The 26,503-nt window shown below is 68.1% G+C and carries 23 protein-coding genes and 4 pseudogenes; 12 read left to right on the top strand and 15 right to left on the bottom strand.

The genetic code is table 11. The features are described 5' to 3' along the window. Nucleotides 1-145: 145 nt before the first annotated feature. Nucleotides 146-1,102, bottom strand: coding sequence for a helix-turn-helix domain-containing protein (locus tag STRCI_RS43080; RefSeq protein WP_269664424.1), 957 nt, complete (start codon nucleotides 1,100-1,102; stop codon nucleotides 146-148). Between the two features lie 134 nt (nucleotides 1,103-1,236). Here STRCI_RS43080 and STRCI_RS43075 point away from each other — a divergent pair, with 134 nt between their 5' ends. Then, nucleotides 1,237-1,779, top strand: a complete 543-nt coding sequence (locus STRCI_RS43075; protein WP_269664423.1) for an SRPBCC family protein — start codon at nucleotides 1,237-1,239, stop codon at nucleotides 1,777-1,779. Nucleotides 1,780-1,848: 69 nt separating this feature from the next. On the opposite strand, the gene STRCI_RS43070 is transcribed toward STRCI_RS43075, so the two are convergent. Beyond that, the gene (locus tag STRCI_RS43070) at nucleotides 1,849-2,529 is read right to left on the bottom strand and encodes a Tn3 family transposase (protein WP_269664801.1); all 681 of its coding nucleotides are present in this window, start codon (nucleotides 2,527-2,529) and stop codon (nucleotides 1,849-1,851) included. Nucleotides 2,530-2,688: 159 nt separating this feature from the next. Here STRCI_RS43070 and STRCI_RS43065 point away from each other — a divergent pair, with 159 nt between their 5' ends. Both STRCI_RS43065 and STRCI_RS43060 read left to right on the top strand, forming a co-directional pair. After that, nucleotides 2,689-2,907, top strand: a complete 219-nt coding sequence (locus STRCI_RS43065) for a hypothetical protein (RefSeq protein WP_269664422.1) — start codon at nucleotides 2,689-2,691, stop codon at nucleotides 2,905-2,907. After that, a complete protein-coding gene (locus tag STRCI_RS43060) occupies nucleotides 2,894-3,256 on the top strand; it encodes a hypothetical protein (protein ID WP_269664421.1) in 363 nt (120 codons plus the stop codon). The genes STRCI_RS43065 and STRCI_RS43060 overlap by 14 nt, the downstream gene beginning before the upstream one ends. 105 nt (nucleotides 3,257-3,361) lie before the next feature. Here the strand turns inward: STRCI_RS43060 and STRCI_RS43055 are convergent, their stop codons facing one another. Next, complete coding sequence (locus STRCI_RS43055; RefSeq protein ID WP_269664420.1) at nucleotides 3,362-3,820, bottom strand: MarR family winged helix-turn-helix transcriptional regulator; 459 nt, start codon at nucleotides 3,818-3,820, stop codon at nucleotides 3,362-3,364. Nucleotides 3,821-3,881: 61 nt separating this feature from the next. On the opposite strand from STRCI_RS43055, the gene STRCI_RS43050 reads away from it, so the two are divergent. Both STRCI_RS43050 and STRCI_RS43045 read left to right on the top strand, forming a co-directional pair. After that, the gene (locus STRCI_RS43050) at nucleotides 3,882-4,250 is read left to right on the top strand and encodes a VOC family protein (RefSeq protein WP_269664419.1); all 369 of its coding nucleotides are present in this window, start codon (nucleotides 3,882-3,884) and stop codon (nucleotides 4,248-4,250) included. Next, nucleotides 4,237-4,578 (top strand): SDR family oxidoreductase, encoded by a 342-nt coding sequence (locus STRCI_RS43045; RefSeq protein ID WP_269664418.1) that lies wholly within the window; start codon nucleotides 4,237-4,239, stop codon nucleotides 4,576-4,578. The genes STRCI_RS43050 and STRCI_RS43045 overlap by 14 nt, the downstream gene beginning before the upstream one ends. Before the next feature lie 57 nt (nucleotides 4,579-4,635). On the opposite strand, the pseudogene STRCI_RS43040 reads toward STRCI_RS43045, so the two are convergent. Further along, nucleotides 4,636-5,328: pseudogene (locus tag STRCI_RS43040) on the bottom strand (transposase). 546 nt (nucleotides 5,329-5,874) lie between these two features. Between STRCI_RS43040 and STRCI_RS43035 the strand changes: the two are divergent. The 3 genes from STRCI_RS43035 (at nucleotide 5,875) to STRCI_RS43025 (ending at nucleotide 8,290) form a co-directional block, all read left to right on the top strand. Continuing rightward, nucleotides 5,875-6,924: a DUF6192 family protein gene (locus STRCI_RS43035; RefSeq protein WP_336298846.1), complete on the top strand. Its 1,050-nt coding sequence runs from the start codon at nucleotides 5,875-5,877 to the stop codon at nucleotides 6,922-6,924. A gap of 2 nt (nucleotides 6,925-6,926) precedes the next feature. Beyond that, nucleotides 6,927-7,340: a RacP protein gene (locus STRCI_RS43030; protein WP_269664416.1), complete on the top strand. Its 414-nt coding sequence runs from the start codon at nucleotides 6,927-6,929 to the stop codon at nucleotides 7,338-7,340. Nucleotides 7,341-7,435: 95 nt separating this feature from the next. Beyond that, on the top strand, nucleotides 7,436-8,290 hold the full coding sequence (locus tag STRCI_RS43025) for an IS5 family transposase (protein WP_336298845.1): 855 nt from the start codon (nucleotides 7,436-7,438) through the stop codon (nucleotides 8,288-8,290). Nucleotides 8,291-9,323: 1,033 nt separating this feature from the next. On the opposite strand, the pseudogene STRCI_RS43020 reads toward STRCI_RS43025, so the two are convergent. The 9 genes and pseudogenes from STRCI_RS43020 to STRCI_RS42980 form a co-directional block, all read right to left on the bottom strand. Beyond that, nucleotides 9,324-9,539: pseudogene (locus STRCI_RS43020) on the bottom strand (transposase); the annotation flags it as partial. A gap of 259 nt (nucleotides 9,540-9,798) precedes the next feature. Next, on the bottom strand, nucleotides 9,799-10,074 hold the full coding sequence (locus STRCI_RS43015; RefSeq protein ID WP_269664415.1) for a hypothetical protein: 276 nt from the start codon (nucleotides 10,072-10,074) through the stop codon (nucleotides 9,799-9,801). A gap of 166 nt (nucleotides 10,075-10,240) precedes the next feature. Next, nucleotides 10,241-10,369 carry a hypothetical protein gene (locus tag STRCI_RS43010; RefSeq protein ID WP_269664414.1) on the bottom strand — a complete coding sequence of 43 codons (129 nt, stop codon included), beginning with the start codon at nucleotides 10,367-10,369 and terminating at the stop codon, nucleotides 10,241-10,243. Between the two features lie 43 nt (nucleotides 10,370-10,412). Then, nucleotides 10,413-11,056 (bottom strand): annotated as a pseudogene (locus STRCI_RS43005) (DNA-processing protein DprA). A 55-nt stretch (nucleotides 11,057-11,111) separates the two neighbouring features. Further along, nucleotides 11,112-11,354 (bottom strand): hypothetical protein, encoded by a 243-nt coding sequence (locus tag STRCI_RS43000; RefSeq protein WP_269664413.1) that lies wholly within the window; start codon nucleotides 11,352-11,354, stop codon nucleotides 11,112-11,114. 678 nt (nucleotides 11,355-12,032) lie between these two features. After that, complete coding sequence (locus tag STRCI_RS42995) at nucleotides 12,033-15,812, bottom strand: CHAT domain-containing tetratricopeptide repeat protein (protein ID WP_269664412.1); 3,780 nt, start codon at nucleotides 15,810-15,812, stop codon at nucleotides 12,033-12,035. A 175-nt stretch (nucleotides 15,813-15,987) separates the two neighbouring features. Next, a complete protein-coding gene (locus tag STRCI_RS42990) occupies nucleotides 15,988-16,353 on the bottom strand; it encodes a CHAT domain-containing protein (RefSeq protein WP_269664800.1) in 366 nt (121 codons plus the stop codon). Between the two features lie 866 nt (nucleotides 16,354-17,219). Continuing rightward, nucleotides 17,220-17,759 (bottom strand): hypothetical protein, encoded by a 540-nt coding sequence (locus STRCI_RS42985; protein WP_269664411.1) that lies wholly within the window; start codon nucleotides 17,757-17,759, stop codon nucleotides 17,220-17,222. A gap of 47 nt (nucleotides 17,760-17,806) precedes the next feature. Continuing rightward, nucleotides 17,807-18,112, bottom strand: coding sequence for a hypothetical protein (locus tag STRCI_RS42980; RefSeq protein WP_269664410.1), 306 nt, complete (start codon nucleotides 18,110-18,112; stop codon nucleotides 17,807-17,809). A gap of 318 nt (nucleotides 18,113-18,430) precedes the next feature. Here STRCI_RS42980 and STRCI_RS42975 point away from each other — a divergent pair, with 318 nt between their 5' ends. Further along, nucleotides 18,431-18,640 (top strand): hypothetical protein, encoded by a 210-nt coding sequence (locus STRCI_RS42975; RefSeq protein WP_269664409.1) that lies wholly within the window; start codon nucleotides 18,431-18,433, stop codon nucleotides 18,638-18,640. Between the two features lie 125 nt (nucleotides 18,641-18,765). Then, complete coding sequence (locus tag STRCI_RS42970) at nucleotides 18,766-19,470, top strand: hypothetical protein (RefSeq protein ID WP_269664408.1); 705 nt, start codon at nucleotides 18,766-18,768, stop codon at nucleotides 19,468-19,470. Nucleotides 19,471-20,273: 803 nt separating this feature from the next. Here the strand turns inward: STRCI_RS42970 and STRCI_RS42965 are convergent. After that, on the bottom strand, nucleotides 20,274-21,866 hold the full coding sequence (locus STRCI_RS42965; RefSeq protein ID WP_269664407.1) for an ISL3 family transposase: 1,593 nt from the start codon (nucleotides 21,864-21,866) through the stop codon (nucleotides 20,274-20,276). 238 nt (nucleotides 21,867-22,104) lie between these two features. Here STRCI_RS42965 and STRCI_RS42960 point away from each other — a divergent pair. Together STRCI_RS42960 and STRCI_RS42955 are read left to right on the top strand one after the other, a co-directional pair. Beyond that, a pseudogene (locus STRCI_RS42960) lies at nucleotides 22,105-22,317 on the top strand (ATP-binding protein); the annotation flags it as partial. A gap of 58 nt (nucleotides 22,318-22,375) precedes the next feature. Next, nucleotides 22,376-22,873, top strand: a complete 498-nt coding sequence (locus tag STRCI_RS42955) for a DUF4265 domain-containing protein (RefSeq protein WP_269664405.1) — start codon at nucleotides 22,376-22,378, stop codon at nucleotides 22,871-22,873. 95 nt (nucleotides 22,874-22,968) lie between these two features. Here STRCI_RS42955 and STRCI_RS42950 read toward each other — a convergent pair whose 3' ends face one another. After that, nucleotides 22,969-26,403: a WD40 domain-containing protein gene (locus tag STRCI_RS42950; protein ID WP_269664404.1), complete on the bottom strand. Its 3,435-nt coding sequence runs from the start codon at nucleotides 26,401-26,403 to the stop codon at nucleotides 22,969-22,971. Nucleotides 26,404-26,503: the final 100 nt, after the last annotated feature.

Genomic DNA, 26,503 nt, shown 5'->3' with positions numbered 1-26,503 from the left:
CACACGCCGACGCATGCGGGGAATTGTGTTGTGGGTCCGGCCGACAAGAAGGCGCGTGGCCACTGGCGGCGTCCACCGGCCGCCGTCCGGGCAGGGGTGAGCCGGGTGCGAGCGGAAACAGCGCCTGGTGGCAGTGGTACGTCGATCAGCCGGCGGCAGTACGGGGGCCTGGTCGCGCAGGACCGGCCGGGTTCGGCGGCACGGACGCCAGCGGAGCGGTCCGGGCAGCTGCGGCGGTTTCCTGCCCCGGCCCGGCCTGCGCGGTGGCCTGCCCCAGCAAGGCCAGCGCCGCACGCGAAGGGGAGCCAGCCTCCGTGGTGGCCACGACGACGCTGGGGCCCGCTCCGTGGCTCAGGGTCTGCTGGATGACGTTCACCGCTCCGACCAACGGGTGGCGCATCGAATAGGCGGCGACGGTGCACGCCCTGACCCGGTGGTCCGCCCACATCGTGGCGAACTCCGTGCTCGTCGAACTCAGTTCACCCACCAGCGCGTGCAGTGCCGCGTCCTGCGGATGGCGGCCCGCCACCAGCCGCAGGTTCCCCACCACGGCCCTGGCCTTGCTCGGCCAGTCCGCGTACAGCTCGCGGGTATGACCGTCGAGGAACACCAAGCGGGCCATATTGGGACGCTGCCCCGCGACCTCCGGGGCCCCGAACTCCAGATGTCCCGCGAACAGGGCGTGTCCCAGCCGGTTCCACGCCAGCACGTCACTGCGCAGGCCGAGAACGACCGCCGGTACGTCCGACAGGACGTCCAGCAACTGCCGTTCCGCCTCACTCACGCGCTCCGGCGCGGGCCGCCGGACCCGCGGCCGGTGCCGGTCCGCCCGTGCCAGATCGTGCAGATGCCGCCGCTCGGAGTCATCCAGCCGCAGCGCCCCGGCGATCGCGTCCAGCACTTCCGGAGAGGCGCTCTGCGACTGCCCCTGCTCCAGCCGCGTGTAGTAGGAGGCGCTCACACCCGCCAACAACGCCAGCTCCTCGCGCCGGAGCCCGGACACGCGCCGGCGCTCGTTGTAGGTGGGCACTTCGGCATCCTCGGGACGCAGCTGGGACCGCCGCGTCCGCAGAAACTCCCCGAGCTGCGATTTTCCGTTCATGGCTCCGAGTATCAACGTCCTGCGGATACCCAGCCTGCCCCAGCTGTGAATAGGCACGAGCGGGTCTGGTTCCCGAGCCGCACCGCCGCTGAGGTGGACGCAGCCGATCAGTCCGACCACCGAGGAGCACCCCTGTGAGTACCACCGCCCGACCCGACCCCCTTGCAACCTTCGAGTCCCTGGACCCGGCCGCCTACGCGTTCACCAGGCGCGCCTGGGTCGACGCTCCACCCGCCCGCGTCTACCACCTGGTCGGCGACGTGTCCTCGATCAGCCGCTGGAGCCCCAACGCGACCAACGCCGCCTACGACCACGAGGCCGGACCCCGGGTCGGGGCTTGGTTCAGCGGCCACAACCGCAAGGACGGACGGGAGTGGACCACCCGCTCCCAAGTCGTACGAGCCGACCCCGCGACCGCATTCGGGTTCGTCGTCGGCGGCGCCGAGAACGGCATCGTGCAGTGGGACTGGACCTTCCGCCCCCAAGGCCGCGGCACGATCGTCCGGCAGTCCTGGCAACTCCTGCGCCTCGACCCGGTCCTGGGCACCACCCGCACCGACCTGGACGACTTGCTCCGCTACATGGCGGACAGCGTAGAGGTCACCCTGGCATCCATGGCCCAGTACTTCGCCGGGAACTACGGGGCATACGAGATGGCACCCGGTACACATCCCTGACGGACAGGTGCGGGTGTCGGCGTTCGGACGGGGCCGGTACTGAACGGCCAGCACGCACACGGGGAAGGCTCAGGCGGCCTGGCCGAGGCCGGCGGCGATCAGGTCCTGCTCGCGCAGCGGGGTGACGTCGACGTCGAGCTTGGGGTCGTACGCGTCGGGCTGGATGCCGAGTTCGTGTGTGCTGTACTCGCCGAACCGGTTGATGTGCTCGGTCAGGTACGGCGAGATGTGCGCCAGGTCCTCCGGATCGATCTCCCATCCCTCTTCCAGGAGCTGACGGACGATCTCCGCGATGTCCAGGGCGCTGTGGAAGATCACCGCGTTCGTGAGCAAGGCATTGAACTTCATCGCTTTCTCCTGCTCGATCGGGTCGTTGTCCGCGCTGATGCCGCGGTTGCCGAAGCCGATCCACTGGGAGAACCGGTTGAACGACTCCACCTTGTTGGTCGCCGCGGTCACCCGTCGGCGAAGCGGCCCGTCAGAGAGGTAGCGCAGGAGCTGGACGGTGCGGATCACGCGGCCGACGTCGCGGAACGCGGCGTACGTGGCGTTCTTCCTCGACCCGGGGCGCAGCCGCTTGAGCAGCGTGGAGGAGGAGATGGCGCCCTCGCGCACGGAGACGGCCACGCGCATCAGGTGGCGGAACTGGGTCTCGATCAGGTCGAAGTCGATGACGTTCTTGCCTGGCTCGCCGAACAGGGCGTCGATGTGCACGTACTCCGTTTGCTTGGAGGGCCGGGGCAAGGTCAGTTCCTTCCAGTACGCCTACGGGCCGCTCAATTCCCGTTCGATCGACGGGAATTGACCGCGGCGGTAGTGATCCCTAGGCGCGGGCGGCCTCAGTTCAAGGGCAGCGTGGAGTACCCGACCTTGGGTGTGAGGTCGGAGGACCGCTCTGATCGCGGAGAGATGCAGTCGTACGCGCCGTACGACCTCTCCTTCGTGCGGTACTGCCTCAAGTGGAAGGGACGCGAGGAGACCCTTCGTCTCTGCGGCGGAAAGCACGTCGAGTTCATCGACCACACGCTCGACCTGGTGCGCGCGGGCGTCGCCTACCCGGGGTGGCGGGCTGGGCGGTTGGTGCGGAAGAGCACCCGTGTCCGCGCACTGGTTGATGAGCCTCGGTAAGCGCACCGCCCCCGACGAGTCCCGGTACGCCGAGTGCTCCGCGCCGGGCGCCGCGCGCGCCCTGGCCCTGGTCGACGACTTCGGCCACCTGTTCACCGTCCTGGGCGAGTGGCGCCAGGTGTACGGCGAGGAGCTCACGGCCTGGGCCGTTCAGGTCCAGGCCGGCGGCATCGAGCACCTGCCGGCTGAACTGGTCGACGGCTGGGAGGAGATCGGCGATCTGGTCCGGCTTGACACCGAGCGCCGCGGCTACGTGACCGTGTCCGACTACCGCGACGTTCCCGTACGCCCGGACATCACCGCCCGCAGGCCCTCCGGACTCCGCGCTGCCCCACCGCCCCGCACCTGAGCAGTGGATGGGCCTGGCGCACAACGCTTCTGGGACAGCCAGTAGGGCGACCATGCCACAGACGCGCCTGAATCGGGGCGCCAAGGCGTGCATTGGAAAACGTAGTCATGCGCCGTCATTGTCATCGCGCAGGGAATGGATCATGCTCCGCAGTATTCGGAGCGCGTCCGACCGCTCGGCCTCGGTCAGGCCAGCCAGCATCCTGACTTCGACGGAGCGGACCGCCTTGCTGGCCTTCTCCAGGCTCTCTCGGCCGCGAGGCGTCAGTCGCGCGGGAAGGACCTTCCCGACTGGTGCCTCCGCGGGCCTGGTCACGTAGCCGTCTCGCTCCAGGGTCCGGAGCAGCACGTTCATCGACTGTCGTGTCACGAAGGCGCCTCGTGCGAGTTCGGAGTTCGACAAGCCCGGCCGTTGCGCGAGCAGCTCGAGGCACGAGTAGTGCGTGATCGTCATTCTGAGCGGCCGCAGCACCTCCTCCATGGCTGCGCGCAGGGCACTCGAAGCCTCCTTCAGTAGGTAGCCGAGGGATTTGTCCAGGTCGATGGCGTCCCCGTTTTGACTCATGTCAGTATTCTGACATACTTGCCTGTGTCAGTAAGCTGACACGAAAGCTAAGGAGTCCGCCATGCCCGTCACCGGCCCCGATTTCATCTCGCTCCAGGTGCGCGACCTCGACGCCTCGCAGGCGTTCTACGAGCAGTACCTCGGCCTCGTCCGCTCACAGGCGGGACCTCCGCACGCGGTCGACTTCGAGACGAAACCGATTGCGTTCGCGCTCCGCGACATCGTCCCCGGCACTGACCTCGATTCCGTGCCCCAGCCCGGCATCGGTGTCGCGCTCTGGCTGCACGCCACCGACGTCCAGGCCATCCACGATGCTCTCGTCGCCGACGGCCAGACCATCGTCTCCGCACCGATCGATGGCCCCTTCGGTCGCACCTTCACGTTTGCCGACCCCGACGGCTACCAGGTGACGCTCCATGACCGTGTCTGAGTCGTCCATCCTGGTCTTCGGGGCCACTGGCTCACTTGGCCGCCACGTCCTGAACGCCATGCTCGACCGGGGAACTGCTCCCGAGTCGGTCACCGCGGTCGGCCGGAACCGGCTGCGCCTCGGTGAGCTCGCGTCCGCAGGTTTCAACACTGTCGCTGTCGACTTGTCCGACGCGGCCGGCGTCGCCGACGTGGTCGCCCGGCACACCGACGTGGTGCTGATCTCCGGCAGCGACCCGAATCGCCTCGCTCAACACCGCTCTGTCATCGAGGCTGCCCGGAGCGCAGATGTCCGGCACGTCCACCAGCCGCGTTCGAGCCGACGATGACCGATTCGAGATCAACGCCGACCACAAGGCAACAGAGGATGCTCTCATTGAGGTCTTTCAGCGTTGCTGCTCCAGGGTGAGGACGGCCTTGGCAATTGACGTCATTCGATTCGGGCTGCACCGGGACCGGCGGAAGATACGCCAGGACTTCAACCGCGCGACGCCGCGTTCGACCGGCGCCCGTGCCGCGGACAGCGCGCGGTTGACGGTTTGCTGGGTCGGTGTCAGCTCGCGGCCGGGCGGGCGTCTGAGAGGTGTCGCCACCCATGAGCCGGCTCCCATGTAGGCGCGGTCGGCGAGGATCGGGATGCCCTGGCGCTCACAGATCAGGATGATCCGGTGGGCGCGGGCCGCCGTCAGGTCGTGGGCGCGACCGGGCAGGGCGGGCGAGACCCACAGCAACTGGCCCGCCGGGTCGGTCACCACCTGCACGTTCATGCCGTGGCGGCGGTGCTTGGCCGAGTAGTCGGCCCGGCTGTCGCCGACCCGGTCGCACTCGGCGAGCGTGCCGTCCAGCAGGACGAAGTCCGCGTCGGTCTCGCGCAGAACCTTCAGCAGACCCAGTGCTCGTTCGGCGAGCAGGTGGATGACCGCACTGGTGTAGGCGTGGGCGGTGGACTCGCTGATCCCGAACCCTGCAGCGATCTTCGCCAGAGTGGTGTGTTCGAGCAGTTACACCAGTGCCACCATCACGCGCTGGGACGGGCGGAGCTTGCAGCGCCGGTCACCCTCGCGGGTGACGACGAGCATGGTCACCCCTTAGTGCCCGTTTTCGAAGTCGCTGAAGTGACCTTCTGGCGGGCCTAGCCTGGTCACATGGCCCATGGCGACGGCCGGGCACCCGTCCGGTACTGCCCGGCCTGCGGTGAGCGGCTCCGACCGGACGCCGGCCCGCGGGTCCGGTTCTGTTCGGCGGTGTGTCGTTCCAGGCAGTGGCATCAGGCCCGCCGAGTGCGGGCGAGAGTGACGGCCCTGCGGGACAACCTGGATACGGCGGAGTGTCCATCGTGCGGGGCACAGTGGACGCCGGGTGTGGAGCATCCGGCGGGGACGGTCTACTGCTCTGCGAAGTGCCGTACGAGGGCCTGGCGCCAGCGACAGCGAGCGTTCAGAACAGCGTCACCGTGACGCTGTTCTGAACGCTTACCTGTCCAACTCCCGTCGTTTCGTCCGAAGTTGAAGCCGGAGCCTTGTTGACGATCTCGTGGCGGGAGGACGCTCCAGAGGAGCAAGGGGCCGTGGGTTCCTTGCGGCCTGCCGTGCCGCACCCGGCCCCGTGAAGGGGTGGTGGCCACCGTGTCCGAGAACGTCGGCCAGGTCACGCGGCAGCGCTACGCGGAGATCGTCGCCGGAGACCGGCAGCTGGTCGCCCAGATGGGACGGGCGATGTTCACGATTGGCGACCACGCCGCGGAGATCGAGCCGATGAGGCCGCAAGGCGGTTCTGCTCCCCACAGCGACGAACTGTTCGGGGTCTACGCATCGCTGCAGATATACGCCGATGACATCGGGCTGTCGCTGAGTACGGTCCTGAACTACCGGTTCACCTCGCACCGTTGGCCGGCCGACCGGCGCCGTGAGGGTGTCTCGCACAAGGTCCACTCGGTCCTTGCGTCGATCCAGGATGATGCCGAGCGGTTCAAGGCGATCGACGATCCGCCGGTCGACGACGTGACCGGGACACGGCGGTGGACGACGAACCTGGCCCAGAAGCGCGTGGGCCGTCGGCCGGACCGGCCCGGGACGGTCCAGGAGAAGGTGGAGCGCGTTCACGACCTGGCCGCCGACGAGGATGTCGCGGTGGAGGTGACGCGGGATGTGCTGCGCCGTCCACAGGTTGCCGCCCGGCTGATGGAGGACACCGCCGCCCGGCGCGCGGTCAACGACGCCCAGAAGCCCGAGCACCGCGCGGAGGCGATGCAGTCCCTGGTCAAGGACGATGCCGCGGCGGCGAGGATGGCCTCCGACGTGCTGCGCCGTCCCGAGGTCGCCGCGAGGGTCGCGGCCGACGACAGAGCACGGCACATGGTCAACCGGGCCCAGGCCGACCGCTCCCGCCAGCAGGCCGAGGCCTTCCGCCGCACCTCGCCGGTCGGCCCGGCCCTCAGGAGGATCGAGCGGACCGAAGAGTTTGTCGACCTGCTGGGTGCGTTCCACCGGTTCGTACATGAGGCGTCGAAGGCGGTGCCAAAGATGCGGGACCGCGAGTGGTCGGGGGACGAGCGCGAGGTGTTGCTGTCGAACATCGCTCGCACCCGCGCGACGCTCGACTGGATGGAGACCGCGGTCTCCACCGGCCTGGTAGACATGGATGAGGAACTCGCCCGCATCCTGCGGGGTGAGTGACCGTGCGCAAGCGCTCCCCGGCAGCGGAGCGCCATGCCGAACTGATCCACATCGCGCTGATGGAAGCAGCGCCTGCGGGTCTGCCCCTCAAACGCCTGATGGGCGCCTGCGAGCTGAGCCAGTACCAGACCCGCAGCGGTCTGGCCGCGCTGCGGGACATGTGCGGTGAGCGTGAGTGGCCTCCGCTGATCTGGACCCGAGAGGCCGGCTATCACTTCGCGGCGAGCGAGCAGGAGCTCGAAGCGTGGGAGCGGGTCTGGATCAGCGAGAAGCTCACCCAGTTCCGCCGGATGATCACCGGCACGCTGGCGCCGCACCTCGCGCTCTACCCCACAAGCCGGTGGGCGAACTACCTGAGCACGCAGATCAGAGCGGTGGAGGCCAGTCTGGAGATGGCAGCCTCGCAGACCAGCTGATCTCTCTGCGGGGCGCCGACACTTCGACAGCACAAAGGACCGGGGTCCTGGCTGGCTCCCTCCCCGCACCAACTGGCCAGGATCCCTTCCTTCCTATGCGCCGACGCCGCTACCCGTCCGACATGACGGACGCTGAATGGGCCTTGATCGAGCCGTTGCTTCCGCCTGCGGCCTGCGAGACCGGCCGGGGCAGGCCGGAAAAGCATCCCCGCCGTGAGATCGTCGACGGTATCCGCTACCTCGTGGATAACGGGATAAAGTGGAGGGCGATGCCCTCGGACTTCCCGCCCTGGCGGACGATCTACGGCTTCGCCCGCCGCTGGGCCGCGGCCGGGATCGTCAACGTCATCCGTGACCAGCTCCGCAGGCGAGTACGGCTCAGTAGCGGCAAGACCCCACAGGCCACCGCGGTGATCGTGGACTCCCAGAGCGTGAAGGCGTCCGAGACCGTCAGCCGGGACAGCCGCGGCTACGACGCCGGGAAGAAAATCAATGGCCGCAAGCGCCACATCGTCGTCGACACTCGCGGCCTGGTCCTGCTCGTCATGGTCACCGCAGCCGACGTTACTGACCGGGACGCCGCGAAGGATGTCCTCTTTCGCCTGCACCTGATGCACCCCGAGATCGCGATCGTCTGGGCCGACTCCGCCTACGCGGGTGCGCTGGTCGACTGGGCGAAGGAGCGTCTCGACATCAAGGTCAAGACGGTTCGACGTCCGCCGGAGGCCAGGGGCTTCGTGGTCCTGCCGCGCCGTTGGGTGGTCGAGAGGTCACTTTCGTGGATCATGCGGGCGCGTCGGCACTGCCGGGACCACGAGAGACTGCCGCAGGTCAGCGAGACCCTCATCACCTGGGCATCCATCACGCTCATGACCCGCCGCCTTACGCGCAAACCGGCCCGCAAGTCGGCACAGCCCCTCCCATCTGTCCCAATGCCAACCGCCACCTGACCACGAACACAGTCGTTACGTCGACGACCGTCCCAAGTGGTCGGAAGCCGTGCGAGACCTGCTCGAGTGGAACCTTCCGTGTCGTGTCATGCGTGTCGGAATCAGGAAGTACCAACGTGCAGCGAGAGAGGTGTCAATGGAGCGATTTGGAACGATTTGGCGTGAAACGCCATCACTCACAAGGAGATTGTGTGCAATTCTCCCCGTTCTTGGCTCCCTAATAATCGCGCTGGGTGTCGTCGGAGATTCTCATGGCTGGTGGGACAACCGAGCGTTTCTCACTAACTTGGTGTCCAGCTTCACGGGCCTGATGTTTGCCATACCTTTCGCCTTAGTTGTACTCGGCCGCCTTGGCAACGAGCACGCAAGGCTGGCACAGCAGAGCGCAGTACGGAGTCTCGCCACACGCAGCTTTGAAAGTCTCCGTGAAGCCGCTGCCTCCCTAGAGGAAATGCAAATCGACTTGGAGCAGTGCGCGCCCGCATCTCAAGTGGACAGGTTCGCGCTCTTGGACCATACGACTGGTGACAGGGCGTTGGCGGCTGTCGAAACGCGCTGGACAGATCTACGAGATAATCTTCGATTCCGGCTGGCAGAGGTTGAGTTGCCGCGACTGTCCCACGACTCATGGAAGCGCATTGACGCGGCAGTACGAGGCGTCAGCGCCAATTACTCATTACTGCGTAGTCACATAGCAGCCGATCTCCAGGCGGAGGCATTGTCGCCGTTCTCTGATTGCTTCCGTGCATGGGCGAGGGATGTCGTGTGCCTCAAGAGCGCTATAGATAGCGTCACCTTCGAGTTCGAGGGGGACTCTGTTTTTGGCGGCATTTGGATTGGTGGCATGAGATGGGAATGGCCACGCTCGTATCGCTGAGCGGTCTGGCCACCGCGCCATCGGCCGTCTCGTCGCCCTTGTCACCGACTTCGCGCTTACTGCGAGCCCGCCTCCTCAGACGGCAGGACCGCTTCAGCCGCGCTTTGCGAACACCACGCGCGACCACGGAAATCGCAAACAGGCACTCAGCAAGCCACGCCGCCGCAGACTCGGTCCCGAGCCGAAACCGAGCTCCTGCGGCAGATACTCCCACTGGATCCCGGTAGGCAGTACAAACAAGATCCCGCACAGCACTTCCCGGCCCGGCAACGGCTGGCGGCCGGGATACCGGAACCTGCGCTCACGCTGCGGCAGCAGCGGCTCCAGGCAATCCCACAGCTCATCCGACACGATCCACGGCAACGCCCCCACACCGGTCTGAACGCCCAACTCCCGCCCGGACACGTCACCCAGGACCGATCCACCTCATTGTGTTAGCCGTTATTAGGGAAGCGGGGGTTCGGATGCTGGACCCCGAGCGGAACAGCAGAAGAGACCACCCCCGCGCCGGGCCAGGATGGTCTCTTCAAGACGTGCTGCGTGACGAGAGGCTGAAATACCAGGTGTTGCGGCCGACTGCCACCGACCCGGTGAACGTCTCTGGTGCAGCACTAGCAGGGCGAGGCCTGTGCTACTTAGGGCAGGGCTCACAGACCCCAGGCGGGTCCCGGTACTGGACGCATCCCAATTCGCTGTCGCCATCAGTGCTGAACGCGATAACACCGGCGTTCGGGTCGATACGGATCTGAGTGATCTCGTTCTCCCCGAGCGTCACGGTTCGGCGCCCCAGCTTCTCGAAAACAAGCTGACCGATGTATTCGAGCTGCGCAAGCGACGCCTTCGCGCTCGCTTGCGCTCTCTTGAGCTCGTCCGGAGAAAGGCGGACCTGTTCGACTTCTTGCTTCATGCTTACCACCAGGATGTTGGCAGAGAGACGGGACTCGTGATCCCTCTGGCAGACGGACATCTGCCAGAACTAGTTCAACACTGCTACACACCGCTGGCATTCTTAGGCGCCCCATTCGTGTGACGTTCCGTGAGCAACAGAGGCCGTTCTCGTCTTGGGAGGTGGCTCAGGACGGCATTCCAGGCGGGACGGCCTGGGAGCAGACCGAGCAGTGGGGCTCGGCGACCGGCTGGAGGGTGCGGCCGACGCAGTCGGAGCACAGGCGGGCGGTGCCAGTGATGCGGTAGGAGCACACCGGGCAGTCGGGGAAGCCTGCGCCGGTTTTGGGAGACCTGCCGTCACAGGCCGGCCAGGGCGAGCTGCCGGCCGACGGCCTGGATGTCCGCGGCCTGGCCGAGGCGGTCGGTGATGTCTCTGGAGGCGGTGACCAGGATCGCCCGGTCCTCGTCCAGCATCTTCTTGGCCCAGGGCTGGGTGTCGGCGAGGGAGCGGATCAGGAAGACGAGCTTGCCGTGCTCGGCGGCCAGGCGGGCCTGCACCTTGGCGCCCGACGTGCTGGCAGCCTCGATGACGACACTGCCCAGGGTGGTGCCGGACGTGACGACGTTGCGGCGAGGGAAGGTGTACTTCGCCGGGGGGGCTGGTGGGCCAGAACTGGCTCAGCAGCGCGCGCCGCCAGCGGCGCGGATCGCGGTCGCGAGCGGCCGGTTCTCGGCCGGGTAGACCGGAGCGGCGATACCGGCCCCCATGACGGCGAAGGTCCGGCCGCCCGCGGTGAGCGTGGGCCTGGGGGCGGCCGCGTCGATGCCCCTGGCGAGACCGCTGGCGATCACGACGTCGTGCTCGACGAGCTCGCGGGCCATCCGGGCCGCCGCAGCCCGTCCTCGGAAGCCTGGCGGGCGCCGACAACGGCAATCGAGCGGGCATCGCGCTGATCGAGCTCGCCGCGGCAGAACAGGAACGGCGACAGGTTGCCGATCACCCGGAGGTTCGCCGGGTAGTCCTTGTCCAGGACAGTGACCAGGCGCGCGCCGGCCTTACCCGGCCGCAGCGAGCTCGTCGTCGTCGAGGCTGGCGGCCAGGGCCTCCTGCTGCAGCAGGGGGCGGTTCTTGGTCGCGGCACGCGAGGCCTCGTGCAACTGCCCGTCCATGAGCGCGGCCAGCCCCTCGGGGCTCTGGGCACCGCGGGCGATCAGGCTCCAGTCAAGGCCGGCGTCACCGGCGCGCAACGCGCACAGAGTCAGCAGACCGTGCTGGCCAGCGGTGACATCGAGGCCCATCGGTGTCCTTCTACTCGTGGCCCCGGAATGTTCGAAGGATGAAACCAGGCGCCCGGGCCACTCCCATCATGGCCTACACCAACCCCCGTACGGGCGAGAAGGGCACGGTCGGCCCGATCACCGGCACCGGCCTCCCCGAACCACGCCAGCCCCGAAGGCCAGACGACGAGCAAGGGACAGCGACCAGGACGAGTGGCACGCCTGTCAGCGCGGTCCCCCCTCGCGTGCGACCGCGCGTTCGGGTCCGGCCAAGAGCGCGTGCCGCACGACACGGGCAGCCCGTCCGGCGGCGCGGCCAGGTCGGGCTACATCCACCCCGGCTGCGCCCACACGGTGCGCCGCAACCGGTGACCGCTCAACCCCAGACCAGCACGACAGGCCCACAGCCAAGGGAGTACACCGTGATCACGAATCTGCCGAACGACCAAAGGCGGCGCAGGAAAAGACGGCGACGGTCTGCCCGGTGAGCCGTGGCCCGGCCCCCAAGAGCCCCCCGGGGCAAGCGGCCGAAGGTGGCGACACGTCGCGGCCACCCTTGGCAGCTCGGCGCGGGTCTGCCGGACGAGTCCGGGTGAACGCAACTTGGCAGGAGCACAGACCTCTCACAGGTGCATCTGTCACGAGCGGCAAGGGGGTGGGGTGGAGTTGGTGGTCGTGCGATTTTGGGGGGAGTGCGGTTCAGGCTCCGGCGTGGAGGTGGGCTGCCCATACATAGGGTGTTCGTGTCCGGTCTTTGCCGGGTGGCAGGTCGTGGCCGTCTCGTACGCTCCGTACGGCCTCATGGAGGGCGCGGGCCGCCTGGTCGGGATCCAGTGCCCCAGTATCGGACCTCAGGCCCTCGTAGAACGTCTTGGCGATACGGACGGCGATCCGATCGTCGATTTCCCACAGAGTGCCGATCACATGAGGGTAGCCGATGAGTTGGAAGGCGGAGGTGAGATGAATGGCCTCGTCCAGCAGGCGGGCCGTGTCGACGGCTGCGGTGCGGCAGGCGGAGAGGTAGGCCAGCCTGGCCCGGTCGAGTGCTACGGGGGCGAGGCTCCCCACGGTGAGAGGGTCGTCCTTGTGGTCGTGGAGCAGCAGCAGGCTCTTCGACGGGTCGGCGGGATGGCTGGCGCCGTGGCAGGCGAAGTGCGCGATCGGGCAACGGGGCAGGTGGGCCAGGACGTTGGCCTTCGTCGGTGTGGACGGCGTCAGATCCGCAGGGCCGTCGGCAGGGTCCGGCTCCCGTAGGACCACGGAGTCGGGAAGACGAGCCTGCAGCATGGCGGTTTCGGCGTCGACGAAGGGCAGCCGGCCTGGCACGTGCGGCGTGGTCGGCATCGCGACGATCAGCGCCCCAGGAGCTGAGGTTTCGCGCGCCTGTCGGGAAGCACGCTGGCGGGCATAGCGCAGTGCGCGCACGGTGGGGGTGTAGGAGGAGACGACCCGGTCCATCACGGTGCGCCTGTGCGGATCGTCAGCCGAGTCGCTGTGATGTCCCGCGGCGTGCAGGGGAAGCAGCCCCAGCAGCCCGCCGGGGGCCCACCACACCCGAGGCCAGTCTTCCTCGTGCGGCCCGCGCGTCGCCGCCGCCGGTTGGCCGTCGTGTCCCAACGCTTCCAGCACAGGGCCTGCGGCGGCGTCCCACAGCCAGCGAAGGACCGCGAGGAGTGTCTCCTGCGCCTCCTCCCGTTCAGATAAGCCTGCTCCCGACCTTGCCAGCTGCAGCGCCTGCCGGAAGGTGTTGACGGCTTCGACCACGTCGCGGGGAATGAGGCGCGGAAGCTCAAGGCTGGTGATGCCGTGAGCGGTAAGCAGTAGGGCGTCGCTACGGCCGCTGTGGACGTTGAACACCACCACGGGGCCGTGGGATGCCTCGGTGATGAGCTCCTCGACGGTGGGTGGAAGGGCGAAGGACGCAAAGCCGTTCAGGCTGCGGATGGCGGCCAGAGTGGCGTTGAACTGCTCCGCCAACCGGTGCCGGGCCCGCGCTGTGTTGCCCTGCCGCAACCTCGGAGATTGGCCGGCACCGCTGTGCTCAGTGGAGACCTTGATGTTCACGGGCTGGTCGAGTTGCTCGCGTTGCTCGACGAACTGACGGGCTAGCTCGGGATGGTGCTCGCTGAGGTCGGTCAGGTCGCTGCGGGCGTTGAGTGCCTGACTGAGCAGCACGGCACGCCCCGCTTCCAGCAGCCCCAGCGCCCGCTCAGCCCGTTCGGACGCACTCCCGCCCGGGGCGGCGAGCGCTCGTGCGGCGGCGGCACCGGCCAGCCCGGCGAAGCTGCCGATGGCGTGTTGCTGATCACGGCGCTCCAACCGACGGGGAACCACCTGAGGCAGCAGCCGAACTGCTGTCTCCGTCACGTCAGCTGCCCGCTCGGCATCACCGGACTTGGTCAGGAGGCCAGCCGCTGAGATACCTGCTTCGACGCGGATCGACGGAGCAGCCGAGTCTGCATCCAACGCCTTCTGCCAGGCGTTGACGGCAGCGTCAAAGTCCTTCACCTTGCGTGTCCGCTCGAACCGGGCCCGCAGCGAGCCGCCGAGGTTGGACAGACGGGGCGCGCGGTCGGGATGGTCGGCCGGGGTGGCCTCCACGGCCTCCTCGAGCCGTTCGATGGCAGTGTCCAGCAGCGCAGCCACACGAGTCCGCTCGAACTGGGTCTGCAGAGCGGTGCCGAGGTTGGACAGGTACCTCGCACGGCTTGGGTCCTCGGCGGGAGTGGCGTCCACGGCCTCTTGGAGGTGGCCGACGGCCCTGTCCAGGTCGGCGCCCGCGCCGAGCCGGTCGAAGCGGGCCTGCAGTGAGATCCCGAGGTTGGACAACCGGGGCGCGCGTTCGGGGTGGCCGCCGGGCGTGGCGTCCACGGCCCGCTGATGGAGCTGGACGGCGGTCTCCAGATCCGCCACCGCGCCAGTGCGCCTGTACCGGATCCGCCGGGCGTCTGCGAGGTTGGACAAATGCCTCGCGTGGCTCGGGTGGTGGGTGGGGGTGACGTCCACGGCCTCTTGGAGGTGGTCGACCGCAGTCCGCAGGTCCGCGACAGCGCCAGTCCGTTCGAACCGGGCCTGCGCTGCGATCCCCAGGTTCGACAGCATGGCTGCGCGGTTGGAGTTGTCGACCGGAGTGGTGTGCACCGCCTCCCGGTGGCAGTCGACGGCGGAGTCCAGATCCGCGATCTCGCCATTCCACTCGAAACGAGTGTGCAGCGCGGTCCCCAGGTTGGTGAGGCGAGCCCCGCGGTCGGGGTGGTCGGCGGGAGTGGTGTCCACGGCCTTCTTGTGGTGCCGAATGGCGTCCTCCAGATCCGCCACCGATCCGGTCCTCTCCGCCAGGGTCTCCAGGGCGGCGCCCAGGTGGGACAGATAAGCCGCACGGCCGGGGTGGTCGGTGGGGGTTGCCTGTAGCGCCTTCTGGAAGCAATCGATGGAAGTCTCCAGGTCGGCATCGGCACCACTTTGTGCGAACCGACCTTGCAGCGCGGTGCCCAGGTTGGACAGGTAGGCCGCACGGCCGGGGTGGTCGGTGGGGGTTGCCTCTAGCGCTTTTTGGAAGCAGTCGATGAGGGCATCGAAGTCCGCCGTCGCCGCGTTTCTCTCGACTCGACGCTGCAGCGCGAGCCCCAGGTTGTGGAGGCCCACCGCACGACCGGGGTGGTCGGGGGGTGTGGTGTTCACGGCCTCCTGGAGGTGGCCGACGGCGGCCTCCAGGTCCGTCGGCGCTCTGGTCCGCTCGAACCGGGCCTGCAACGCGGCCCCGAGGTCGGACAGATACATCGCGCGGTCGGGGTCGTCGGGAGTGCTTGCCTCCACGCCTTTCCGCAGGTGGTCGATGGCAGCTTCGAGGTCATGCATCCCGCCCCGGTGCTCAAACCGACGCATGAGGGCGCCCCCGAGGTTGGTGAGGAGTCCTGCGCGGTCCACGTGACCGACGGGGGTGGTCTTCAGCGCCAGCCGGAAGCAGTCGATAGCGGTCTCGAGGTCTGCACCTGCCTGACCCACCTCGAACCGAGCGAGCAGCGCGGATCCCAAGTTGGACTGGTGACTGACACGGCCCGGCTTGTCCGCGGGTATGGCCAAGAGGATGCGCCGCCAAAGATCCACCGTTGCGGAGAGCTGCTCCGGCTCACGTGACAGCCGTGCGCGCTCGAGAATCTCGTGGGCGTGCCATGCGGCGGCATCGGCGACGTAGGGCAGCAACGGCGTCGGCAGGTCGTCGAGACCGGCAACGAAGCACGGGGTGAATGCCTGGACAGCGGCCTTCAGCTCCTCCTGGCCGGCGCGCAGTGCGCGAGCGCGGTACCAGTGGAACCAGCCCAGCACGAAACGGATTTCCATGTCGTCCTGGGCGGGGAGAAGATCCGCGAGTCTCCGGGCTTGATGAACAGCTTCCGCTTGTAGTACCGGTGAGGGATCGCGAGTCTCGACGACCTGCCGCAGTCGTGCCCGCATCACGGCCAATGCTTCAGTACGCATGACTTCCCCCGAAATCTGACTTCGTGTGACGCTAGTAGGGCCTTGGGTGAAGCTTCCACTGGAGTGACAAAGACCTGTACCTCGGCACGACGGACCAGAGCCAGGACTCGGCCGCCTCCACCCGGCCCCGAACTTGGCCTCTCCACAGCCCGCCCGGACCGGGCAGATGACTCACTCAGAGCCCCGCGCGCACGAACTGGGTCCACATGCCGGGCCGGGACGGATGGGCGTCCCGGAGGGAGCGGACCGTGTGGTGGAGCGCCTCGGCCAAGAGGCCGACCTCGAGACGGCCGTCTCGTACCGTGCGCCGATAGGTGTCCACACCGACAGCCGCCGAGGCCTGGTCCCACACCGACCCCAGCGTGCCGATCACGTGCCACCACCCGGCGTACCGCAGGGCCGTCGACAGGGTGATGGCCTCGGCGAGGCAGCGCTGGCCCGGGGTGGCTGTCTTGCACGCGGACAGGAACGCCAGTTCGCCCGGCTGGCGTTCGGCGTCGTAGAGCCCTGCCACGCTCAGCAGCCCATCGTGAAGGACCAGGCCACCGCGCGTCCGGGTGGAGTGAACCGGCTGTGTCCCGGAGGACTTCGACCGCCTCGCTCAAGGGTGCGGGATCTTCCGTCGCTTCGACCAGTTCGATGAGGAGCAAGGTGAGGTGGAGAGTGCGCCGCAGCTGCGCCGAGTCGTCCTCGGCGGGGAGGGCCACGGCCTCGCGCATGGCCTGCTCGGCGTCTCGGAGGGCGCTTGCCCTCCCCGGACAGGGCATAGAGTCGCAGATGGGCACCGCAGGGGTCACTCCAGCACTTCCCCCGGGCCACCGGGTGAGGCGCCACGTCCAGGGCCAATCTGCCGTAGTGCACCGCGGTGCGCGCGCTGGAGACGTCACCGTCGAGTTCGCTTCTGCGCTGGAAGGCGATGCAGAGGCCGATGACGACATCCCAGCGGGGCTCCGCTCCAGCGCATGGCGCAGTGTCGCGATGCTCTTGTCGAGGACGCGCACATCGCGGCTCCAGAGGGCCGCCTCCAGGATCCTCAGGCCCATGCGGCCCGGTTCCAGGCCCCGGTCGGCGCGCAGGTCCTCCAGCAGCCTGGACAAGACGGCGTCCGTCCATGCGCCGGACTGCTGCAGCCTGGTCGCCAGAAGGATTGCCTGCTCACGGCCCTCCGTTCCCGCGCCCAGCGGCTGTGCCTGGAACCGGGCCAGCCTGAGGCGGAGCCCGAACTCGACGGCCCGGTGCGCCGGCTCGGGGTCGACGAGCGGCGCCAGCTCGTGGATCGCGGTGAAACCGCGGGGACCTCGTCGTCCATCGCCCCCGCAAAGTCACCGTCCCGCGCCGATGCGACGCGCCGGCGGAGTTCCGTCAGTAGGGACATCATGGCCAGATCGGTGGGTGATCGCCTCGTGCTCACGGCTCACCTCCCGACGGAGTGTCCAGGCTCTGCCGGGCGTGGCGGTAACCGGGGAGCAGCCAGGCAGGACCCCGGCCCCGGTGGGCGGTGACGATCCAGGTGATCTCCATGATCAGGGCCACCAGCACGACGGCCACACCGATCCAGCGGCCCGGTTGGGCGCTACGCGGCACGAGCAGAGCGGTAAGGCCGATCAGGTGGGCGGTGAGGGCGAGGTCGTAGGTCCAGCGCGCCCTCCGGAAGTAACGGCCGCTGAGCCAGAGGTCCTTGCGCTGGACATCGAGAGCCGCGCGTGCCACGGGACGGCCTTGGAGCCAGGATGCGCGCTCCGCGGGAGGTGCTGCGTACAGCAGGCCTGTACAGGTCAACTGCACGCAGAACACCATGAGTGTCGAGCCCGCCGCGAAGGCCGCCACCGCCCAGTCGGCCAGGAGAGGGGTGCGCTCCGCGGTGACGAGCAGCCCGATCGTGGCGAGGCCGAAGCCCGCGAGCAGCGGAGCGGCGATGGTACCGAGCGACCGCATGGCGTCGGTCATGCCCAACGGGTAAACGACCTGCCAGCGAGGCTCGTTCAAGTCCGGCCTCACACTTCCGCCGTACTGCCCGCAGCGCACCCGTCTGTGTGCTCACCCACCCCGAGGCACTCGGGACACTCGTCGAGCCTGACCGGCGGGGCTCCCCGGAAGGAACCCATGACGACGGACCTGGTGGCCACCCCGAGCACGACACCGTCGGCGGCGACAGCGAGGCGCTCGGCGCCCGGGTGTTCCAGGAAATACGTCTCGACGACCGCGGCGGCGGCCTCCAGCGAGATGCCCTTCGGCAGCTCGATCCTCTCCGCTTCCTCGGCAGCGGCCGACCTGTCGAACAGAATGTCAAAGTCGCTCACATCAGACTCCACGAAAACGCCGCATCCGGGTGTAACAGCCTGAGCCATCGCAGCCACGTCGGTCAGGGCGCGCACGGGAGCGCACGGGGTGGTGCGCATCGCACGGCACGCTCCTTGTAAACACCACGGCTCGCCGTTCGTGTCGAGCGGCAGGACGCCACCTCGCGCACACCCGGCCCATGGAGACCTCAAGTCACCTCGCTGCTCGCCCGTCGGCGCCTCCAGCTACGGCCTGCCGACTGCCCGGGCGGGGAGCCTGCGGCTCGCTGACAGGGACCGTCGTTCTACCAGCAGGGTCTGCAGGAGCCGCACCGGCACATGGCAGCCCGGGTGGGCGGAGTGGCCACCGCGGATCTGGTGCTCGCCGCGAACGCCGCCAGCCTGCCGTGCGAGGCCTCGCAGGGCCGCGAGGAGGTGATCCTGCTGCTGGCGGTGGCCGAGTGGGGGATGACTGCGGCCGCAATGGCGTACACGGAGCTGGCCGAGCACGCCGCACGCCGCGGTGTGTGCCTGATCCCGGAGGAATGACTTCTTCCTCGCGCCGGCCGGGAAAACCTGGGCAGCGTACTGGACCCCCACCCCAAACTCCTGCCATTATGTAAATTGCGGGGCGGGCGGGCCGGCGCACCTCCGACAGGACGGACGGTTCCGCCATGACCTCGCGCCGCGAGCCCCGCCTGGCCGACGCTGCCGAGATCGCGGCTGAACAGGGCCTCACCCCCGCACGGATCAGCGGCCTCTACAACGACCGCGCCACAAACGGCTTCCCTGAAATCGCCGGCATGCGCGGCCGCGCCCGCCTGTGGGACCACGCGAAGGTCAGTGTGTGGTTCGCGAACCGCCCGCCGGCACGACTGCGCGAGCACACACCACCCGCCCGTGACCCCCAGGACCTGCTCAACGGCGCCGAGGCCTCGAGGTTCCTGGGCTACAAGAACCCCAACCAGGTCACCACCTTCGTCCGCGAGCACCCCGGGTACTTCCCCGACCCGGACGTCGTCGAAGAGCTGGGCACCGCCGAAAACCGCTACCGCCGGCAGTTGTGGCGCGTACAGACGCTCCTGGACTGGATGGCCACCCGGCCCGGCCGCGGCAAGCACGCCGGCGCGCAGCGCACCGCGCCCGCACTGCCCGACGTGCCGGCCGACGGCGACCTGGACGAGCTCCTCGGAGCGACTCAAGCCGCCGCACTGCTGGGGTTCAAGAGCGTCAACTCCTTCGCCAGCAGCCTGTCCCAGGGCAATCTGCCCTTGCTGGACACCCCCGACGCGCTCACAGAGAACGGCGGGCGCCGGCGGTGGACACGCCGACGCATTCTCGAACAGGCCGCCCAACGCCGGGGCAGAAAACGGCGGTGAGCGCCCCGTCGCCCACCGCCCCACAGACGCGGCATCCGGTTACGGGCCGTTGGTCCCTTGCGGGCCGGGTGTCGCACGATGGCCGGCATGGCGTGGCCCGCCACCACGCCCCGCAGCAGCCCCCGGCTGCTGCGGAGAGGCCATCGCCTAACTTCTCTTGGGGCCGCCCTCTTCCTGGTTGACCCGCGGCCCCTTGCCGTAGCGGTGACGAATTCTCTGTGGCTCTGTACGCGAGTAGTGGCTCTGGCTCAACTTCTGTGGTCCCGCGAGCTAGAGACTCTGGAGGTCAGCGCGCATCGCCGAGCGAAGCTGGTCTCGGCAAGCCTCCCATTTCATTTCGGCCGCCTGATGCTCCGGGCTACCGACGAGGGCCCCTGCAGCAATAGAGTCCCGAAGGTCCCTCATCGCATGGAAGCTTTTCCGGGCCGCTTCATGTACCGAGGTCGGACCACCAATCAAGACCCGCTCCAGCGCCGCGTAGACTCCCGCCGAACGAAATATCGCACGAGCAGCGACATCTGGCGCGGCCGAGGATTCGATGTCACAATGCGCCAGAGCCCAGAGTGCCTCACCCGCTTCGTGCAGGGTTGTTAGGTACTGCTCATATAGCTGGCGGTGGTCCAAGCGTGTCTGCCTGGAAGCTTCCCGTTTCCAGCGGAGTCGGTCCGCGGCAAGCGTTGCAACCACTCCCACTGCCACACCTGCGAGCGTCATCAATGAGTTGAGCCACTCCATGCCTCAGCATGACGGACCGCCCAGATCAGCGGAAGACCGTGCCTGCGCCGCCGTTACAGCACTCTCCGTCACGCCAATAGGACGCGTTTGCGTAGGAGTTGGAACCCGGCGCGACCGAACATTTGGCGCTTGAGCATCTTGATCCGGTTGACATGCCCCTCGACCGGGCCCGAGCTCCAGGGCAGGGTGAGTCCGGCGGTGACGGCGTCGAGATCTCGGTCGATGCCGGCGGCGAGCGTGTGGAGACTGGGCAGATCATCCTGCCGGACGGCGTCGAGCCAGTCCGGTAGGCGTTCGCCCTGGCGCTGGGTGAGCATGACCGCGAAGGAGCGGACATGCCGGGTCAGGGCATCGAGCTCGGGGCACTGGGTGCGGACGGCCTTGAGCAGGAGCTGTTTGGGCTCGCCGAGAATCTCCGGGCGGCTGAGGATCCATCCAGCGACCGTCCGGGGCGACGGCGCCGGGGCGGTCACTGGTCGCGGTGAGGTGCGCTTCTTGTGTAGGTAGGCACGGACGCGCTGGTAGCTGCCTTTGTAGCCGAGCGGCACGATCTCCTCCCACAGTTTCCAGGCGTTGGTGCAGCCCTCGTTCCACCGGTCGTCCAGGTAGGGCTTGTAGTCATCGAGGACCGACGGCCGGTTCTGCCACTGGCCAGTGAACAGTTCCTCCGGGGTTGTAGCGTCGGCGAGCTGTTTGACGGTCCGCCAGGTCATGCCGAGCTGACGCTGGATCGAGCGGCGGCTGTCCCCGGCTTCCAGCGCTGCGTGGACGGCGGCGTGCCGAGCCCGGGTGCGGTCGGCGAACCGGTGCCCGGTCGGCCAGGGTGATCCGGGCGGTTCTTCCTCCGGGCCTGGCTCGGGTTCTGGGGCGGCGGGGACAAGGGCGCGAAGGCAGCGGCGGTGCTGAGCGACGGCGCGCTCGGCGGCTTCGCTCAGGTTGTGCCAGAGGTGCCACCGGTCGGCGACCTGGATGGCCTGCGGAGCGCCGGCGGCGGCGCCTTCGGCGAAGAACGGTGCCCGGTCGCGGCAGACGACCTCAACGCCTGGCCGTTCGGCGAGCCAGGCTGCCAGGCTGGATGCCTCCCGGTCGGGCAACAGGTCGATGGGGCGGCGGGTTTCGATGTCGACCAGGATGGTGCCGTAGTGGCGGCCCTTGCGCGTGGCGTACTCGTCGACGCCGACCACGCGCGGGGCGGCCACTTCGGGCTCGGGAAGAGCGTCCACCAGCCGGAGCACCGTGCTGCGGCTGACGGACATCCCGAGAACACGGGCGATGCGGGCCCCAGCCCGGCCAGCAAGGGCCAGACCGACCGCGGCCAGGGTCGAGCGCAGCCGTTCGGTCCGCTGACCATGTCGGCGTGTCAGGCCGGGTATCTGCTCGACGAAGGTACGGCGCGCGCAGCCCGAGTTCCGGCAGGTGAACCGACGAACCCTCAGCTGGAGAACAACGCTGCGGCCACCGCTCGGAACATCAGCGGGAAACCGCAGGTAGGAACCATGCACACGGCCCGACCGGACCCCGCAGACCGGGCACACGGCACCGTCCGCGATGCATTGCGCATCAACGCGCACTATCTCGATGTTCACGTCCACCGACAGCACCGCGACGTCCGCAATCGACGGGAACAACAACTCCTTCAGCCGGAGCGCGACCTCTTCCATGGCCCCGAACTGTCAGCCCAACCACCCTGCCCACGGTCCATTTTCGGGCGACTTCGCGTACGGCTCGACGGGGCCTGGCTGTTACTCAGAATGGTGGCGTCACAGAAGTTGGGCCAGAGCCCGTCCTCGCGTACACAGCCACCTGATCCGCGCTGACAGCTCCCGTAGTGCACGCAGTTGCGGATTGGGTGAGGTGTTCGAGGGAGAGTTCCCGCATGAGAGCCCGTGCGCGCCGCTGCAGGGCCGGTCCCTGATCATCACCAGCAACAGGGCGCCCAGCGACTGGTATCCCCTCTTCCCCAACCCCGTCGTCGCCGAGTCGCTCCTGGACCGGCTGATCAACTCCAGCCACCAGGTCATCATGAACGGCCCCAGCTACCGACCCAACAAGCGCCCCAGGAACCCTACCGAGAAAGCCTCCGACCACCTGACCGCTGCCACGGGGTGCTGAAGCGATCGCTTCCGCGGCCCCGCGGTTCCGTCCCCCGGTCCGCGTGGATGATGGCTCGGTGACGAACATCAGCGACGCCCACGTCAAGGTCCACTTCCGGATGGAGGTGGACGAGGACGGCTGGCCGCCAGCGAGCGTCGAGAGCCTATGGGCACTGGACCTCGGCGACGGAACGGTGCGTCTCGACAACACTCCGTGGTTCGTGCGTGGGGTCGCGAGCGGCGATGTCGTCCGCGTGGACGTCGATGACGACGGCGTGCGCTGGGCCGGGGAGACCGTTCAAGCTTCGGAGAACTGCACCATCCGGTTGATCGTGCTGAAGGACGGAGGCTCCGCTGCGGCCCGGCAGACCGTGCTGGAGACCTTCCACCGGCTCGGCACAACAGGCGTGGGCATCGAGCAGTTCCGGATGGTCGCGCTGGACATCCCGCCGGAAACAGACATCCAGCGGATCCGCAAGCTGTTGGAACACGGTGACGCGAAAGGTTGGTGGCACTGGGAAGAGGGATGTGTCACTGCCGCTTGGAGAGCCAGCGCAGGCACTGAGGACGATTGAGCGCCGCCGGGACGGCTCGGGTCAGCAACCAGACAGGAGAGGGTGGGGAATCGTCTGGCGTTTGACATGGGGAATTGGCTGACCGTCGACAGCGGTCAGGCGGGAGGAAGTGCCGGGTGGAGGTCGTAGGCGAACAGCCCTGCCACCGCGCCGACATACAAAGTGCGCCCTTCGGGGCCCCATACGCATGAGAGCAAGCTGCTGTCAGTGCGCATCATGGTCATCGGCTCGCCGGTGGCGGGGTTCCAGATCCGCACGGTGCGGTCGTCGCTGCCAGTGGCGAGGAGAGAGCCGTCCGGACTGAACGCAACCGCATTCACCGGTCCACTGTGACCGATCATCCTGCCTACCGCCTCATCGGCGCTGGGCTCCCAGAGCCGTATGTTCCCGTCGTCGCTTGCGCTGGCGAGGCGGGTGCCATCGGGGCTAAACGCGACCGCATTCACCCGTGTGATCTGGCCGGTCAGGATGCGCGTTATCTCGCCGGTGGCGGGGTTCCAGATCCGCACGGTGCGGTCGTCGCTGCCAGTGGCGAGGAGAGAGCCGTCCGGGCTGAAGGACACCGTATTCACTGGCAGCGCGTGGCCGATCAGCCGGTGTGTCTGCTGGCCAGTGGCGGGATCCCAGATCCGTACGGTCTCGTCGTTGCTTGCGGTGGCAAGGCGGGTGCCTTCGGAGCTGAAGGCGACTGCATTCACATGACCGCTGTGTCCTGTCAGGGTGCCCATCAATGCGCCCGTGACAGGATTCCAGATGCCCGTTGTGCCGTCGTTGCTCGCGGTGGCGAGGCGGGAGCCGTCCGGATTGAAGGCCACTGCACGTACCCGTTCGCGGTGTCCTGAGAGGACACACAGCGTCTCCCCGGTGGCGGGATCCCAGATCCGTACGGTCTCGTCGTTGCTTGCGGTGGCGAGGCGGGAGCCGTCGGGACTCAACGCCACCGCAGTGAGCGGACCGCGGTGGCCGGGCAGCGTGGCTGAGGGCTCGTTGGCGGCGGGATCCCAGAGTCGTACGGTCTCGTCGTCGCTTGCGCTGGCGAGGAGGGTGCCGTCGGGGCTGAACGCCACTGCACGTACCCACTCGGTGTGGCCAGTCAGGACGCGCAATGTCTCGGCGGCGCTGGGATCCCAGATCCGTACGGTTTCGTCGTTGCTGGCGGTGGCGAGGAGGGTGCCGTCGGGGCTGAACGCGAGTGCATTCACCGGACCGCTGTGACCTGTCAGGGTTGCCACCGCCTCGCCAGTGGTGGGAGCCCAGATCCGCGCCGTGCCGTCGCCGCTTGCTGTGGCGAGGAGGGCGCCGTCCGGGCTGAACGCCACCACGTTCACTCGCATGGTGTGGATGGTCAGTGTGGTCAGCACTGTGTAGGTGGCGGCGTCCCAGATCCGCACCGTGCCGTCGCCGCTGCCCGTGGCGAGGAGGGTGCCGTCGGGGCTGAACGCCACCGAATTCACGGGCCCGCTGTGGCCGGTCAGCCTATGCAACATCCCAGCGGTGGTGGCATCCCAGATCCGCGCTCTGCCATCGTCGCTGCCGGTGGCGAGAACAGAGCCGTCCGGGCTGAACGCCGCGGCCAACACTGGCCCGCGGTGGCCGGTGAGCACGCGCACCGTCTCACCGGTTGTGGGGTCCCAGATCCGTGCCGTGCGGTCGCCGCTTGCTGTAGCCAGGCGGGAGCCGTCCGGGCTGAATGCCACAGCGAACACCCAATCGGCGTGGCCGGTCAGCGCGTGGACCGTCTCTCCAGCTGCAGGATCCCAAATCCGCACGGTGCAGTCGTCGCTGCCCGTGGCCAGGCGGGAGCCATCCGGGCTGAACGCGACCGTACGCACCCAGTCGTTGAGACCCGTCAGGCTGCGTATCAAGGTGCGGTCGAGCAGGTCAGGGGGAAGCCAGCGATCGATGAGGGCGGGTGTGCCTGGGGAGAGCGGGTTGATGGGCCAGTCGGGGGCGCTGGTGATCCGGCTGCGCAGGATGGTGTCGAGGGCGTGGAGCGGGATGGTGGGCGTCAGAAGGTGTGCGGCTCGGCCCAGTTGTCGGGCCAGGGCGCGGGTGGGAGCGCCAATGCGGTCAAGATCGCGCCACGGCGCGGTGGGCCCGCGCTGGTGCAGCCGAGCGCGTATCCACCAGAAGCTCTCCGCGAGGGCTTGCGCCTCGGGGCGACGCCGGGCGTCCAGGAGGTGCTCTACGAGGTGGTCCAGGAGGTAGCCGTGGGTGATCTGCCACCACGCCACCTCACCGTCGTCTGCCCGAGGGAGAGGGGCGGCAATGGCATCGAGGAAGGCTGCATTGGCGGCTATGAGCCCAGAGGTGTCCAGTTCGCGGCGCAGGTAGTCGCGAACCACATCGTGGAGGGTGACAGCCCCGCCGGGCACGCTAGTGTCAATGCCGAGCAGCGACAGATCAGCCATCTGCTTGCACAGCGAGCGTGCTGCGGCCTCGTTGAGGCCGCCCGTCGTGTCCCACAGCGCCACCACCAACTCGATAGGCACACTCTCGTCTGCGGCGAAGATGCCCAGTTCGGCGAAGCGCTGCGCAGCGTGCTCGGGTTGCAGGAGCGTTGTGGCGGTCTGAATGCTGGCGCGTACCGCAGTATTGCGGCTGTCTGGATCGTTGAGATCGAGGGAGATGTCAGGGTCCTGGGCTGCAGGCCCTTCGGCCCTGAACTTCTGCAGGAGCGTACGTGCGACGGCGGTGCAGTCGGCCCCGGTAGCGGTCTGCTCGGCGATGAACTTGTTCGCGAGGCCCAGTAGAAGCGCCCACTGCCCCGTCGCCCGTACCAGGTCATCGATAACCTCCGGCTCGGGTTGCTGCTCCAGGCGCTGGGTGAGCAGTTGCCGGGCCTGCTCCACGCTCATGCGGTCGACTTCGATCCGGGTGGCCAAAGCGGGCAGCACATCCGGCTTACGGGTGGTGACCAGCCGCACACAGGACTTCTCAGCGCCCCGGAGGAACGGAGTGAGCTGCTCGCGCTCCCAGACGTCGTCGATGACCAGCAGGGTGCGCGGCCGCCGGGAGAGAAGCCCGCCGAGGTGGTTTCCGGCACGTTCGGGGTCCGAGCCAGTCTCGGTGGTGTCACCAGTGATCAGGCGCGTCTCTGCTGCGACCTTCGCGGCAATGGCCGTACGGCCGCGGACGTCCCGCCCAACAGTGATCAAGTGAACACCGCCCGGAAACCGTCGTTGCACGTGACGTTGGGCAACTACATACTTCGCCAGAGTGGTCTTGCCGAATCCTCCCGCTCCATGCAGGCCGGCTGTGATGGCCACCGGCGAGCTGCCCCTCAACCGCCAAGTTCGTCTGAGCACGGCCTTGATGACGGTGTCGGCCTCCCGGCGGTCCACCCACCCCTCGGGCTCATCTGGGGCGGCCGGCATCTGGGGCACCGACACCGGTGCAGAGGGCAGCGCCCGCAGCGAGACGATCAGGGCTGCCAGTCCAGCAACTGAGCCGAAGACACTCGCCACCGGGTCCGCTTCGCCCCAGCCGTCACGTACCGCGGTCACCAACAGCCACACCAAGGCTGCCACGCACAGAGTGACAGCGGCCTGTGTTTTCCAACGTCCCCCCGTCCACATGAACGGGCATCATTCCCTTGCAGCCAGGACCTATGCCACCCCTTCGACTGAC

The sequence above is a fragment of the Streptomyces cinnabarinus genome (genome assembly GCF_027270315.1).
Lineage (GTDB): Bacteria > Actinomycetota > Actinomycetes > Streptomycetales > Streptomycetaceae > Streptomyces > Streptomyces cinnabarinus.
This window is presented reverse-complemented; position numbering and strand designations above follow the sequence as displayed.